7 protein-coding genes are annotated in these 15,429 nt (G+C 46.1%); 5 read left to right on the top strand and 2 right to left on the bottom strand.

The features are described from left to right. The first annotated feature begins 9 nt into the window (after nucleotides 1-9). The 3 genes from BIT28_RS22240 to BIT28_RS22250 all read left to right on the top strand — a co-directional run bounded on the left by BIT28_RS22240 (nucleotide 10) and on the right by BIT28_RS22250 (nucleotide 8,921). Nucleotides 10-1,725 carry a cytochrome b/b6 domain-containing protein gene (locus BIT28_RS22240; protein ID WP_075767144.1) on the top strand — a complete coding sequence of 572 codons (1,716 nt, stop codon included), beginning with the start codon at nucleotides 10-12 and terminating at the stop codon, nucleotides 1,723-1,725. A 234-nt stretch (nucleotides 1,726-1,959) separates the two neighbouring features. Further along, nucleotides 1,960-4,257 carry a formate C-acetyltransferase gene (gene pflB, locus BIT28_RS22245; RefSeq protein ID WP_075767145.1) on the top strand — a complete coding sequence of 766 codons (2,298 nt, stop codon included), beginning with the start codon at nucleotides 1,960-1,962 and terminating at the stop codon, nucleotides 4,255-4,257. A gap of 281 nt (nucleotides 4,258-4,538) precedes the next feature. Next, the gene (locus BIT28_RS22250; RefSeq protein WP_075767146.1) at nucleotides 4,539-8,921 is read left to right on the top strand and encodes a hypothetical protein; all 4,383 of its coding nucleotides are present in this window, start codon (nucleotides 4,539-4,541) and stop codon (nucleotides 8,919-8,921) included. An 88-nt stretch (nucleotides 8,922-9,009) separates the two neighbouring features. Here BIT28_RS22250 and BIT28_RS22255 read toward each other — a convergent pair whose 3' ends face one another. Then, nucleotides 9,010-12,900 carry a non-ribosomal peptide synthetase gene (locus BIT28_RS22255; RefSeq protein WP_075767147.1) on the bottom strand — a complete coding sequence of 1,297 codons (3,891 nt, stop codon included), beginning with the start codon at nucleotides 12,898-12,900 and terminating at the stop codon, nucleotides 9,010-9,012. 747 nt (nucleotides 12,901-13,647) lie between these two features. Between BIT28_RS22255 and BIT28_RS22260 the strand changes: the two genes are divergently transcribed. Together BIT28_RS22260 and BIT28_RS22265 are read left to right on the top strand one after the other, a co-directional pair. Next, complete coding sequence (locus BIT28_RS22260; protein WP_245823833.1) at nucleotides 13,648-14,112, top strand: hypothetical protein; 465 nt, start codon at nucleotides 13,648-13,650, stop codon at nucleotides 14,110-14,112. Between the two features lie 3 nt (nucleotides 14,113-14,115). Further along, on the top strand, nucleotides 14,116-14,451 hold the full coding sequence (locus BIT28_RS22265; RefSeq protein WP_075767148.1) for a hypothetical protein: 336 nt from the start codon (nucleotides 14,116-14,118) through the stop codon (nucleotides 14,449-14,451). 81 nt (nucleotides 14,452-14,532) lie between these two features. On the opposite strand, the gene BIT28_RS22270 is transcribed toward BIT28_RS22265, so the two are convergent. Then, on the bottom strand, nucleotides 14,533-15,297 hold the full coding sequence (locus BIT28_RS22270; protein WP_075767149.1) for an AraC family transcriptional regulator: 765 nt from the start codon (nucleotides 15,295-15,297) through the stop codon (nucleotides 14,533-14,535). Between the last annotated feature and the right edge of the window lie 132 nt (nucleotides 15,298-15,429).

The following is a 15,429-nucleotide window of genomic DNA, read 5'->3' on the forward strand; positions in this document are numbered from 1 at the left end:
AGGTAACAAATGTTAAAAATCAATAGTAAAACATTTGGCATGGTGTTGTTGGCGGCAATGTTTGCTTGCCATACTCAGGCGGGCCCGGCTGGGACTGACAACTTTGGTGATCAGGCCAGAGAACTGAGAGCCCAGACGGCAGAAGAGAATGCGCAATGCCTGTCATGCCATGCCAGTGATACGATTAATGATGAGTGGAAGACAGAGCGGGGCAGAACCTTAGACTTGCATACCGATGTTGTTGGATACAACGACTCGGTACACAAAGGTCAGAGCTGTCTGAATTGTCATGAGGGAGCGAATGACAGTGCGTTTGAGGAAGCGCCTCATCAGTTCCAAGGTGATGTAATAAGCCGCAGTTGTGATAGCTGTCATAACACTGTGTTTCAGGATATCAATCATCAACTGGAAACAAGTCACCATACCAAGACAATCGTTGAGCAATTCGGTCATCAGTTCGAGTGTCAGGAATGCCATAATGCGCATACCTTTAACTTCCCGGGCCGCACTGAGGAGATTGCCCGCAGCATTGAACAGGCTAATGAGCCGTGCTTTGCCTGCCATAATGATCTGCAAGGTTACGAGAAGCTGACAGATAAAAAACTGTTAGATCAGGATATGGCACACTGGTTCTTGCCAGAGAAAAACAAGCATTTCAGTGCCGTTCGATGTGTCGATTGCCATAGCGAAGGGGAGGGTGTGAAACTACATACCATCACTCCGGCTGAGGATGCAGTCAGAGACTGTAAGCTTTGTCACAACGAAGATTCTGCGATAACGACGACCTTGTATAAGTACAGTAATGAGCAGAAAGCTTTTTCTATGTTAGATAAAGGGATCTTTGATGACAGCACCTTGCTTGAGCAAAACGCAGATGCCGTTGCCAAAGAGAAAGGGAAGGCAGACTCACCTTACGGCTTTATGAATGAAAAGCTGCTCGATGACCGCTACCTTATTGGTGCAACTCCAGTAGGGTGGGTTGATGCTATCTTCGGGGTTGCTCTGTTGGTTACGCTGTCACTCTTGGCATTCCATGCTCGCTTAAGAAAGCTTGGTTATCAAGAACAAGGTTATAAAGAGCTTGGCCAGAAAGATCCAGGTCAGCGAGAAAAGGTTGAGTTGGTAAAAACGTCCACTGTGATGTTCCCGGTAGGGGTCAGGTTATGGCATAACACTAACGTTATCGTGTTTATCATTCTGCTGCTTACGGGACTGTCGATGCATTTCTCGGTCGTTGCCTTCGAGTTTGCGCAAAACAGTCACAATATCCTAGGTGCTGTACTGATAGTGCTATGGGGGCTGTATTTGATCTACCTGGTGCTTTCCGGGCAGATAAAGCAGTACTTGCCTCGACCGAATTTTGTCAGAGACAGTATCAAGCAAGCTCAATTTTACTTGAAGGGCATTTTTAGTGGTGATGAGAATCCTGCGGGTCATGATCCGAAAAAACGCCTGAACCCGTTGCAGCAAATGGGGTATTTATCGATTGTATTCGCTGCTTTCCCATTATTAATTTTGTCCGGTATTGCGCTTTTCTTTAATGAGTTATTGCCGAAAGAGATTATTGGCTTTGACGGAAAAACACTGATGGTCATATTACACGTGACAATGTCGCATGTGATGGTGTTGTTTATTGCTGCGCATGTGTATCTATGTACAACAGGGACGACCATATCGGAACATTTTATGAGCATGATTACGGGCCGCTTATTTAAAGTTAAATAGCGAACCGAATCTGTTAATCGAAGCCCTTCATCAACAATTAAGATGAAGGGCTTTTTTGTATGGCTAAAGCAAATAGAAAACAATCTATGCATGTTGTACATGTGAAAAATGAAAACCATTCATTTTACTCATTGATTGATTTGTCATACTATTTTGTCAACGAGATGAGAGGCTTGGAATTCAAGGCTTTAAAACTCTAAATCTCATAATAACTCTTATTGTTAGGTATTAAATATGACAATTCCAACGACTGAAATGCTTCAAGCATGGAAAGGCTTTACAGCTGGTGATTGGCAGGCTGAGGTCAATACTCGTGACTTCATTCAAACCAACTATACACCTTATGAAGGCGATGAATCTTTTCTTACAGATGCTACTGAAGCAACCGCCACACTTTGGAATAGTGTTTTAGAGGGAATTAAAGAAGAAAGCCGGACTCATGCGCCGATTGATTTTGATACTGAGCTGCCATCAACGATTATTTCTCACGATGCCGGCTATATTAACAAAGAGTTGGAAACTATTGTTGGCTTGCAAACTGACAAGCCACTGAAAAGGGCGATTATTGCTAACGGCGGTATTCGTATGGTGAAGAACTCGTGTGAAGTGTATGGCCGCGAGCTGGACTCTGGCGTAGAGAAAACCTTTACCGAATACCGCAAGACACACAACAAGGCTTGTTTTGATCTTTATACCCAAGATATTCTGGCTTGCCGTAAATCCGGGATCATCACAGGTCTGCCGGATGCCTATGGCCGTGGACGAATTATTGGAGATTATCGCCGTCTTGCTCTGTACGGTATTGATTTCCTCAAAGCAGATAAGCAAGCGCAGTTTAAATCTACTCAGGCTTTCCTAGAGCAAGGACAGGATCTTGAGAAAACGCTGCGTCTTCGTGAAGAGCTTGCGGATCAGCTTCAGGCACTGGAAGATATCCGTACTATGGGGCTTAAATATGGCATCGATATGTCTGCTCCGGCAAAATCTGCACAAGAAGCTATTCAGTTTACCTACTTTGGTTATTTGGCTGCTGTGAAGTCACAAAACGGTGCGGCCATGTCGTTAGGACGTACTTCGACATTCTTAGATGTATACATCGAGCGTGACCTCGCGAATGGTGTCATTAACGAGTCACAGGCGCAAGAGCTGGTTGATCACTTCATCATGAAGCTTCGTATGGTCCGTTTCCTTCGTACGCCTGACTACGACTCTCTATTTTCTGGCGATCCTATCTGGGCAACCGAAGCGATGGCCGGTATGGGAGTTGATGGCCGTACACTGGTAAGCAAGACGACGTTCCGCTACTTGCATACACTGCACAACATGGGGCCGGCACCTGAGCCTAATATGACGATTCTTTGGTCTGAGCTGCTACCTGAAGCCTTTAAGAAGTACGCGGCGAAAGTGTCTATTGAAACATCATCAGTTCAGTATGAAAATGATGATCTGATGCGCCCGGATTTCAACAATGATGACTATGCGATTGCTTGTTGTGTTAGTCCGCAGGTTGTTGGTAAAGACATGCAGTTCTTCGGTGCTCGTGCCAACCTGGCAAAAGCACTGCTTTATACCATCAATGGCGGTACTGATGAGAAATCCAAAGTTCAGGTTGGCCCGAAACAAGCGATGATCTCAGATGAAGTGCTGGATTTTGACAGCCTGATGCCACGCTTCGATGAAATGCTGGATTGGCTGGCAACTCAGTATGTAACCGCATTGAATATTATCCATTATTCACATGACCGCTATAGTTATGAAGCCTCCCTGATGGCATTGATGGATCGAGATGTTCACCGAACTATGGCGTGCGGTATTGCAGGCTTGTCGGTGGTTGCTGACTCTCTGGCTGCAATCAAATTTGCCAAAGTGAAGCCGATTCGTGACGAAGATGGTCTGGCAGTTGATTTTGAGATTGACGGCGATTATCCGAAGTTTGGCAACAATGACGCACGTGTTGATGATATTGCCTGTGATCTTGTCGAACGTTTCATGAAGAAGATTCAGAAGATGAGCATGTACCGTGAGGCGATTCCGACTCAGTCTATTCTGACCATCACTTCCAATGTTGTGTATGGCAAAAAGACCGGGAATACACCGGATGGCCGTCGTGCCGGTATGCCGTTTGGCCCGGGTGCAAACCCGATGCACGGGCGTGATCAAAATGGTGCCGTTGCCTCATTAACATCTGTTTCTAAACTGCCGTTTGCTTATGCAAAAGATGGTATTTCGTACACATTCTCTATTGTGCCGAACGCATTGGGTAAAGATATGGATACCCAGAAGCAAAATCTGGCAGCATTAATGGATGGCTATTTCCACCATGAAGCCGATGAAAGTGGCATTGATGTGGAAGGTGGCCAGCATTTGAATGTGAATGTTATGAACCGTGAAATGTTGCTTGATGCAGTAGAAAATCCAGAGAAATACCCGCAGCTGACTATTCGAGTATCTGGTTATGCGGTGCGTTTTAACTCTCTGACAAAAGAACAACAGCAAGACGTTATTGCACGAACCTTTACCGAAAGAATGTAATCGCAATAAGCGTGACCAGATTCGATTAACGCAAACAGCATAGGCGAACGCCTGTGCTGTTTTTAATTGTATTGATTATTGCGATATTAGTTTTCAATAATGTCTTTGGCCCCGTAAATCCTCAGTTTCTCTTCATCCCTCCAAAAAAACATCCTTCAAAATAAGCGTTTTATTACTTATACTCTCGCGGTATGAACAGTGTTCATAATTGTTCAGTATAAAACTTTACCGTCCAAGCGAAGGCGGAGCATTCTAAGAAAAGTATGTAAGGTTCATTCACAATGCGTAAGCTGAATATATCAGTGTTATTCCTTCTTGCCGGTTCGGTGCATGCAATGCCGATGCAAGAAACAAACGCGATGGCGTTTCCTAACAGTCTCAGTTGTAGTGCCGGATCATCGGTTGGTGAAGCCCAGGGGCGAAGTTTACTATCGGATGTGTTGACTCAAGCTGGCAGTATTTGGCAACCGGATGACTTTCAATTTATTGCTCAGGTCGATGGGGTAGATAGCCATCATCTGGTGTTTAATCTTCACCACAATACCATTCCAATCGAAAAGCAGGAGCTGATCTTATCAATCGATAACAATTGTAAGCTATTTCGTTATCAGTATCGGGTGGTTGATTATCGGCCAGGAGAAGATGATAACAATAGCAGTAAAATAAAGAGCATTGATGAAGCAATTAGCTCGCTCAAAACCATCTTAAGTGACCCCAATGAGCCATTAACACTTTCTATCCAGTCTCAGGCGAATAGGTTACGGTTGCTCAATAAAGCCGATCAGGAACAGCTGCCCGCAAGCTATGTTGCCGATGAAATAACAGGTTCACCGTTATATCGGATATCAAATAAAAAGTTGGTGCTTGGTTATCAGCTGAATTTGCCGTCACGTAATCCTGATGGGTTATTAGAGTTGTGGTGGAACAGCCAGTCGTCTAGTCCGTCCGCGTTACCTCGTTTTCCCTATGCAAAACGTAGCGACAAACAAAATATTCCGCCGGTGTCTCCTTGGCAGTGGCAAGGGTATGGTCAGCATCCTCAGCGAACGCTTGGTGCAAATTATTTAGCAAATTTCTGGGAGGTGTGGCCGCCTATTTCTCAGACGTTATCGATAAACACGACGGGTAAACTGCAGACGGCAAATCTTGTTTTTCTAGATAGTTTGGATTTCTCATGGGACTTTGAAGATCGTACGTTCGCACAGCTCTGGAGTGATGCCGATAGCGATTCGGATTCGGCCGCAGAGAAAAAGCGAAAACTGACGAGTATTATCACCAATGTTGCCTATGCGGACAAAGGGATTGGCTACGCTGCCAATACGCTAGGTTATGCGCACTTGCTGCCAAGCAAACCAAGCTTGGTGCTATCAACTACTGCGAGTGGTGGAAGCAGTATTTACAAACCGGCATTCGATATTATTCAGATTGTCGATAATAACTGTAGCGCCTCGCTCTACGATCCCGGTGCCACACTGCACGAACAAGGACACTCTGTTTTTATTCGATTGCAGGGTTTGTCACGCTCCAATCCGGTTAACACTGCAATGAATGAAGGGTTTGCCGACTATTGGGCGGCTGGGTTCTTGCGCCAGGATCCTAACTGGAATGGCAGTCTTAGTGATTTTAGAAGCGGAGCATGCGGCAAAACGAGTGCTGATCGACAGCTTCGCACTCAGCTTTATGATTATTTCGACGGTATGGAGGAGAAAATTTCTTCTTCCCATGGTGGTATCACCGGGCCGGAAGGAAAGGTCTTCTTTGAGCCGATGTTAGCCCAGCCGTTGCTGGCGGCAATGGAAGATCTGATTGTTATTCACGGTGAAGAGAAAGGCAGAAAGCTGGCGGATCACATTGTGCTGGAGACGTTTGCCGGTCTTTCTGTCGATGCCTCATATCGGGAGCTTTCTCAGGCCTTGCTGGCCACGGCACATCGGCTTGATTCAAGCTTGAAAGCCGAACAGATTTATCGTCTGCGGCTTACTAATTCCAACCTATTGCCACGTCAGGTTGAGCCGAAATCACGAGTTGCAATAGCCTCGCTAATGCCTGCAGAAACATCGTTAACGCTGGTCAACTATGATAGTGCCAATAAGGTTGAACGTGTCGAGGTGGCTCTGCCGAATCAGATTGCACAGAATATAGAACTGGCTGCAGGTGAAAAGCGAACGCTAACATTACCAACACCGCAACTCACCTGTGGTGAAGTGAGCTCGCAACCTCTTACGGTTCGCCATTGGCAGGATAATCAGTTGGTACAAGACAAGGCGTATCCGTTCACATTGATCGGCGGTTACCAAGCTGGTCTGGCTGCTTTTGAAAAAGTGAATAATGCCTGGTCGCTTACTCTCAATAAGCCGTTGGCCTGGAAGAGCGATAATGTTCGTCATGTGTTGCGCCTAACAGGGGATAACCAATCTAACTTGCTGCCGAAACTGTCCAACAGCGAAAAGACTATTGAGCTGACCTCATTGGCACGCACTGGTGGAAGTTTGTGGTTAAGCATGGATAACAATACTGAGTTAGCCGACGGAAAATGGCAGCTGACTGACTATTCAAGTTATACCACTGCCGAATTGGTGACGCTGAACTGTGTACCTGCCTTTACCATTGATGGCCCGATATCGGCGTCTGAAAAGTCGACACTGACATTTAAGGCGATGTTAAATGGCTCACCGATTACGGTGCAGTGGCAGGTTGTTGGTGAGGATAGCACGTCTGATAGCGAGACGTTTAGCCTAACGGTACCAGATCTTGCACAATCTAAGCGCTATGAGATAGATGCGGTATACACCTTGAATGGTGAGAAGCGTATTGTTCGTCATACCGTAGAAGTCGATGCAGTTAATCAGCCCGCAACATTTGAGATTAGTGCACCGACTGAGGTTTCAGAAGGGCAGAGTGTCACCTTCGCTATGGACAAATTATCGGATCCGGACAGTGAAGGCTTTGTACAGGCAGATTGGTATGTTGATGGTAAGTGGATCGGGCAGGGCCAGTCTATTCAATGGCAGGCGCCGGCATCGGACCAAGACCGCATAATCGAACTGTCACTGAAAGTCAGAGATAGCCGTCAGACAGCCGAGTCTGCAGTCAGCAAATCGATGTCTATTGCGCTGAAGCATGTGAATGTAGCTCCGACTATCTCCCTAAATGCGCCTTCAGAGGGTCAGGCTGGCAAACTGCTTGAGGTTTCCGCACTGGTTAGCGACAAGGAAACAGCAGCGGATAAGTTGACTGTGAGCTGGAAGATTTCGGGAATTGATTCACCGGCTTTGCCTTCAGGTAAGCAATTATCATGGACTGTACCTGCATCCGTTACGGCAAGTTCGTTGACAGTTACTGCTGAAGTCAGTGATGGTGAAGCAACAGCCACTGCGACACGGGTTATTAACCTAAAACCGGCAAATAAAGCGCCGGTAATAAGCCTGACTGGCTCGACAAATATCCAGGCTGGTCAATCGGCAGAGGTTAGTGCAAATTGGACTGACGAGACGCCGGAAAAGGTTAAGCTCAGCTGGCAAATAAAAGGAGAAAGTATTCCTTTTGAGTTGCTTAGTAACGAGAAAATTCGGTTGAATATTCCCAAGAACCAGGGCGCTGGAACGGTACAAGTTCAGGTAACTGCAGATGATGGAGAAGCATCATCGGTCGCAACACATAGCGTCTCTTGGGGAGCTTATGTCAATCAAGCACCAACTGTTACTATCGCCGGTCCGGTTAAGGCTAATATAGGCGATAAGGTTATACTGACAGCCAATGCGAAAGATCCAGATAATTGGCCTGCAGCACTTCAACTTAAATGGAGCCAGATTTCCGGTCCACTTGTTGTGCCGGTAGCTAACGGCTCAACCTTAGAGTTCACCGTACCCGCAAGTGCATCAGGCGGTGCGCAGACGTTTGAATTTGATGTGTTTGACGGCCAAACCCACACCAAGAAACAGTGGCGTATTGATATCGCTAAGTATGTTATACCAAGCCCGGTTATCACATTGAAAAATGAAGTTGCTGGTGGATACAAACTTGCTGAGTTGAGTGAGCTGGTTTTGGACGCCTCGCCATCGACAGGTGCTGGCAGCGAAGCGCTCGTGTTTAGCTGGAAGCAGCTAAGTGGTCCTGCTTTAGCTGAGCTGCCACCTCAGGGTGAGCAGATTAAAATCAAGTTACCTGAAGTGGGTGCTTCGTCGGATATCGAGCTTGAGCTGACGGTTAGCCAGGGGAGTCGCGTAAGTCGCAAGATAATCCGTGTGGCGGTGGGCGATCTCGGTCCAGCAGCCAAACCGGCCGCTGTCGAGTCAAAACCGGCAGGTGCCAATCTGGTGCTTGATGCAGACAGTGTGGCAGATTTGCAAGGCGGTATCGCTTACCAGTACCGCTGGGAGCAGGTGAAAGGGACAAGTGTGGTTATTGCCAACCCTGATGCCAAGGTCTTGAAAGTTGCATTGCCCTCATCAGCCAAAGAGGAAGAACTTGGTTTTTCACTGACGATTACCACGCCGGGTAAAGGTGTTCGCCATTATCCTGTTAGCTTGAAAGTGGCAGCAGCGCCTGCTCCTGAGCCGACAACTGCTCCGCAGACGCCTCCGTCGTCAGATGGAGGGAGTGGTGGTTCATTTGACTTCTTCGGCGTGTTGGCACTGTTTGGCATGATGCTGTTGAGAAGGTGAGAAGCTAAAAGCAAGAAATAGTCGTTATATTTCAACACAATAGAGAAAACAGCATAGGCGTTAACCTATGCTGTTTTACTTTTAGCGCTTACACATTGGCGACTTGTTCACTGTTTAACGCTTCAGACTGGCGTTTGAGCAACTCTTTGGCAAACTGATCACCGAATTGTTCAAGATACTGACGTTGCAGCAAACATTCGTGGGGAGCATCAACTTCGTACTCGATAAGTGATCCCGAAACGTAAGGGGACCAAAGTGCAGGTTGCTGTTCTTCTGTCCGCAAAATGTCGGTGGTGGCACGGATAAAGAGCAAGTCACCGTTAAAGCGGTCATATCGGCAGTTGGCAAGCAGATCCAGCATCAGTTTGGAATCTTCCACAATGCGGGTAAGGAAGTCATTACCGACGTCATTATTGCCAAGGACTTCATCCATGGCACTTTTCAACCCTTTCATTCCGGCGCGGGGAGTGCCGACAATGGCTCGAGTCATACGTGTAATAACGGTCGCATCATCCAGTTTGAGCGATACCTGTCCGCCTTGCAGCGGATAGCTGTCAAACATACACAGGAAGCTGACTTGATGTCCCTGAGCCTGAAGCATTGCTGCCATGCGAAGTGACAGGTTGCCGCCAACGGACCAGCCTGCCAGCTGATAAGGACCTTCCGGCTGGATAGCCTGTATATTTTGTAAATATTCCTCGGCAAGTTCATCCAATGAACCCACGATACGGTTCGGATCGCGAAGGATAGGAGACTGGATAGCATATACCGGCTGGTCTTCGGGCAGGAAAGGCAAGAGACCGGCATATGGCCAGGCAATTCCACCGCCCGGGTGGATACAGAATAATGGCGGACGTGTACCTTCGACACGCAGCGGCAACATGCTGTCGAAAGGATCGCTGTAACTGATACTTGGATCCAGGCGTTGTACTAACTGACGAGGAGATGAGGCAGCAAGGAAGTCACTGATCCCCAACGTGACGCCAAACGCTTCATTGATACGGTTAATGAGCTGCAGGCCCAGCAGCGAGTGACCGCCGAGCTCGAAGAAGTTCTCGTTGGTGTAGACTTGGTTGCGCTCCAATATAGAGGCAAACAGGCTACACATTGTCTCTTCTTCTGCTGTTGTGGGAAGAAGTTTATCTGTGTTGTCGATAATGGCTGGTGACGGCAGTTGTCTGACGGCGAGTTTGCCGTTTGAAGTTAGCGGGAATTCTTCGACAGTCAATATTACACTGGGGATCATGTGATGGGGCAACTGGCGGCTGAGCGCTTGTTTCAGGCGGTCGCTTTCAAGTGCGGCATCTTTGCAGACCACATAGCCGACAATAGCCGGACCATGGGGTAGTTCACTCAGAAGTGCAACCGCATCTTCCACATCGCTACAGCTGAGCAGTGCGTTTTTGATTTCATCCAACTCAATACGCAGACCACGAAGTTTGATTTGGTTGTCCTGGCGTCCGAGGTAGTGAATGCGCTCCTCGGAGTCAAAATACACCCGATCGCCAACCCGGTACATGGTGGTGCTTTCATCAAGCAAGTCTGGCACAAAGCCTTTTGCCGTTAGCTCCGGCTGGTTGCGGTATCCTTGCGCAACGCCGGGGCCGCCGATAAACAGATCTCCCCATGAACCGGGAGGGAGCAGTTGCTGTTGCTTGTCGACCACATAGAGGCGGGTGTTGGCTGTTGGTGGACCGATTGATAAGTCGTTGGTACCAAACTTAGCATTGATTGAGGTGGCGAATGAGGTTTCAGTCGGGCCATAGACATTGAGCAGTCGACAATGCGAGAAACGTGATAGCAAAGCAGGTGTACATGCTTCGCCACCGAGCAAGAGCCTGGTTCCCTGACGAAAATCTTCTGTTTTGTGGTAGGCCAGCAGGCTGGGTGTCATGACAAGCAGATCGATGTTTTCGCGTTTGACCAGTTTAGCCAGCGGTTTGCCCGGTGTACTTGCAACCTTGTCGGTAACCACAAGGGTGGCCCCGGCCAGCAGAGTCATCATGATTTCAAGCACGGACATATCAAACCCTGCCGCGATGAACTGCAACACTTTCTCGCCGGGCTGAAGATCAGCTGCCTCTATCGCTGTACGGGCGATAGGAACAAGGTTGCGATGGGTGATTTCCACGCCCTTGGGTTTACCGGTAGAGCCGGAGGTGTAAATAAGGTAGGCCTGCGAGTTAGGATCAACGCTATAAACTGATTGCCGGGCCGTTGGCAATTGTTCGAATAATTCAGCTGTTAGGTAAAGTACCTTTTCGGCTGGAATGTTTACATTAAGTCCGCACCCGGGAGAGACAAGAATTTTAGCGGGCGCGGCATCTGAAAGGATGTGTTCGATACGGCCATCGGGTAGTTCCGGGTCGACGGGAACGTAAGCAGCCCCAAGCTTGAACAGGGCCACGGCCGCAACAGCCCATTCGATACTTCGTGATACGACCACCGCGACGCAGTCATTTTGGTTGACGCCTTGCTGTCGCAGATGGTTGGCAAGGCGATCGGCATAGTCATTGAGCATCGAGTAGGAGATCTGACGCTCGCCTTGGGAAAGAGCGAACTTTGATGCGTGCTTATTCACTGAGGTATTGAAAGCATCGGCAAAGACTGGTAATACAGCAGCTTTGCCCGGAAGTGAATACAGCCGTTCGTATTCACCATCGAAAAACAGGTTATAGTCAGCGGCAGGTGTATTAGGCTTTTCGACAAACCGTGCCAGCAAAAGAGTGAGTCGCTGGTAATGCATCTCTAAAGCTTCGTTCGAGAAGAGTTCGGCATTGGCGTTAAAGCCGATCTCCAGACGGCCATCTTTGTTGCGGTCGAAGATATCGATACCCAAGTATGACGCAGGACCGTTGGCGACATTTTGGATCCTTGTTTCACCGCCATCAAAGTTGGCCCCCTGATCATAGGCAACCACATTCAACAATGTTTTGAATAGCGGTTTGTTTCCGCGCTCATCATACAGATCCCGGATCATTTCTTCGAAACGGTAGGTTTGGTGCAGCAGGTGACGTCGTAACTGTCGCTGAATGTTAGAAGCGACGGAAAGCACTGTACTGTTCTCGTCAAAAGACAAATGCAGCGGAAGGATGTTAGCTACCATCGAAGGCACATCGCGAAGGGTTTTGATTTGTCTGGCGGCCACAGGCATACCGACAGCAAGTTCGGATTGGCCTGTCAGGCGATGCAGGTAGGTGGCACAGAGTGCCATCAGAACGGAGGACATTCGCAGTTTATGCTCTGCGGTGACATCTCGTAACTGGTGTAACACAGGGCCGTCGAATACTTTTCTCAGGCGGTTTAATTTGGCTAGGGGAGCATCCCCCGGAACAAGTTGCGTGGGCTCTGGCAGATCTAGGCAATACTTTTGCCAATAAGCCTGATCCTTTACCATCATCTTGCTATTTCGATATTCGTCTTCAGCGGTAAAAATACTGCTTAGAGGCGGCAGATTTTGCGCTTCAACTGTTTCACCCCGGCATAGTTTGTTGTAGTGGGCAGCAATATTGCCGGATAGAATGCCGTGTCCCCAACCATCAACGACCAAGTGGGATGCCAGTTCGATGATTCGGAATTGAGATGGTGCCAATCGAACTACAATATATCGGGCTAGCGGTCCGTTTATAAGGTCCATATCCTGACTGAGCAGGTTGCTAAGAAGCCGTTCGTATTCCTGCTCAGGGTCTTGTGATACCGAGACGTCATGGAAATCGAGTTTTTTCCCTGCTTGAGTGTCAGGTGCATGGATGAATTGTGTGAAGAGCCCTGTTTCTGCCTGTATGTCGAGCGTCGTTCTTAGGGTTTCTGTTTCAGTGAATTGAACCTGAATTGCCTGTTCTAGTTTTGAAAGGTCTAGTTCGCCATGAAATTCAAGTACGTCGCATAAGTGATAGTTGAGATTATGCCCTGATTGGCTGATAGCCAGACAGACTTCTTGTTGGGCTGCACTTAGCGAACAGCTAACTTTATCAAACATCAATGATCCTTTAATACCAGTAGCTTGTTAGTTGAAACTGACAAAGATTTATATAAATGTCTTTGTCAGTTAATAGGGAGGCTCACCAACTTTAAATTAGTGAATGGTTTTATTTTCATCTTTGTTTATAGTTACTTCTGTTTATTTGTTTACCTTATATTCTACAAATCATATTGATTGCTTGGTTAATAGTCTGTTTTGTTATTTGTACTTGTTATGGTTGTGATTTTCGTGATCTATATAAGACAGACGCTTGATAAGCTAATCTGACTATATATTATGTCGATGATTTTATTCTTAAGTTCTAATTTGAGTTGAGAAATAATGGTGAGAGACTGATTTGTTACGATGAACAGTGCGAGTGATAACAAAGTTTAGAATGAATAGATGAAGCTGGGCAGGCCAAAACGGAATGAAGTATTGGGCTTTTATCTGTATTTCTCAATATTGTAATTGTTAAATCACTGAATTGTGTAGTTGCTCATGCTTAGATGGAATGCTCTAATGTTGGAAGTATGGTTATTACTCTAAGGAGGGGTTAGGAAGATGACATTTATAGGTTGTATTTTTATTCATCATGCTATATCTCTTGTGAAATTAGTCGCATTTTTACTAACTTCAAATACGTCAATAGAACAGTGATATATTATCGTCTAATTAAATTACATCGGTGGAGAATGATAAATGACTAACTTTTCAAAACAATTAAAATATTAATTACCAAAATCGAATAAGGAAGCACTATATATGCTTGCATCTGTGCTAAACATTCCCAAGCATCACATCCAAGGTAATTCTGTATTGATTGCACAGTCAATGGCTGGGACGATACTGTATCGAAGTTTAGATGGTCAATCAAAGCAGCAAGTTATGCGATTGATCTCTAGGCTGTCATCTGGGCACTTAAAAAGTGGACTGATAGCAAAATGTACTGATGTGTTAGTAAACCCGCAATGGGGAGAGTGGTCTTTAACTACTAGTGAATTAAAGGAAGTATTACAGTTCCATAATGATTTTAATCGATGGTCAAGTCTTTTAGGTGCTAATCCAGGTGCATACGGAGTCGGTGGTTCAGCGTGGAGTATTATAAAGCAAGGAGCAAGTACTGGAAATGTAGTCGTTCTTATCGTATCAATTGCTCTAATAGGTATTCATGAGTTTTCTTATAATGAAACACAAAAATATTCAGGCGAATTAGAAAGGAGGAAGTAACTCATGAAGTTGAGTTTTTTCTACTTGTTATTTTACAGCTTTCTAATTGTTGCTGGGTTTTATATTAATGATTTGTTTTCGCTTAAGCCAATATATGCAAATAATCTACTGGTGTTAGTTGTTAGTGCATTTGTTGCGAGTAGAGTTTCAGGTGCTGAAAGAGGGTTAACAAAAGAAAAGTATATCCTTAGTATCATATCTGGATTTTCTTACTCACTAACATCATATTTAATTATAGAGCTAAGTCAGTTAACGCCAATTACTGCTTTAGAATTTACTACTGCCTTTTTAGTTGCTTCACTCATGACCGTTTTTCTTTCTCGGTTTAAAGTGATTTGATCTTTCAATTAAACAGCATCTTGACGATGGAGCCAAATTAACTTATTTAATATATTCACGATGAGTAATTGGTGACAGTTTTCACATATATTGAAAAGGAGTAATGCCTGTTTGTTGCTTGAAGAAGCTGATAAAGGCACTGTCACTTGAGAATTCGAGCTGATAGGCAACATCGTTAACTTGTAATCCTTCCGATAATAACTCGATCGACTTTAATAACCGCCACTGCTGCCGCCATGCCTGATAGGCCATTCCTGTTTCTTTGTTAAATATTCGGCTGATGGTCTTGCCGCTGGCACCAACAGACTGACTTAGCTGGTTAAGAGGGGGAGCAATATAGGTCGGTTCATTGAGCTGTTGGACCCAGCTCTGTAAGCGACGATCTGATGGCAAAGGCAATTGCAGCAATTCTTCTTTGGCGCTTGCCAATTCTTCGAAAAACAGAGCCGTAGTGTTTTTTTGTCCACTTTGCGGTTTATCCCACTCCCAAAAGGCCATTCTTTCAATTAATGCTTTAAGCAATGGGTTAACGGCTACGATTTTTAAAGACGAAGGAAGAGACGCATTCAGCGACGGATCAAAATAGAGAGAGCGATATTCGACCACATTGGTCATACGCGCACAGTGCGGGGTGTTGGCTGGAATCCAGGCGGCCCGTGTTGGTGGCAATACACACTTAATCCCATTGAGTGAGATGCTCATGCAGCCTTTAGGTGCATAGAGAAGTTGCCCTTTCTGATGTTGATGCATTCCGGAATCATGCTTGCCGACACGCGTTGCTATGCCTATGACCGCATTTTCCATCTCATCGACATTAAAGATTGTGTGTTCACTGAACTCAGCCATTGTCCCAATTTTGATATTTTCTGTTCTAGTTGTGTTATTTGACCATAAGATAGGCTCGTAAACTAGCTGTCATTCAAATAGAAGTGCATTGCTCGAAAAATATGAGCTTTGCTATACAGTTAGAGGTTTATG

The sequence above is a fragment of the Photobacterium proteolyticum genome (assembly GCF_001939735.1).
Taxonomy (GTDB): Bacteria; Pseudomonadota; Gammaproteobacteria; order Enterobacterales; family Vibrionaceae; genus Photobacterium; species Photobacterium proteolyticum.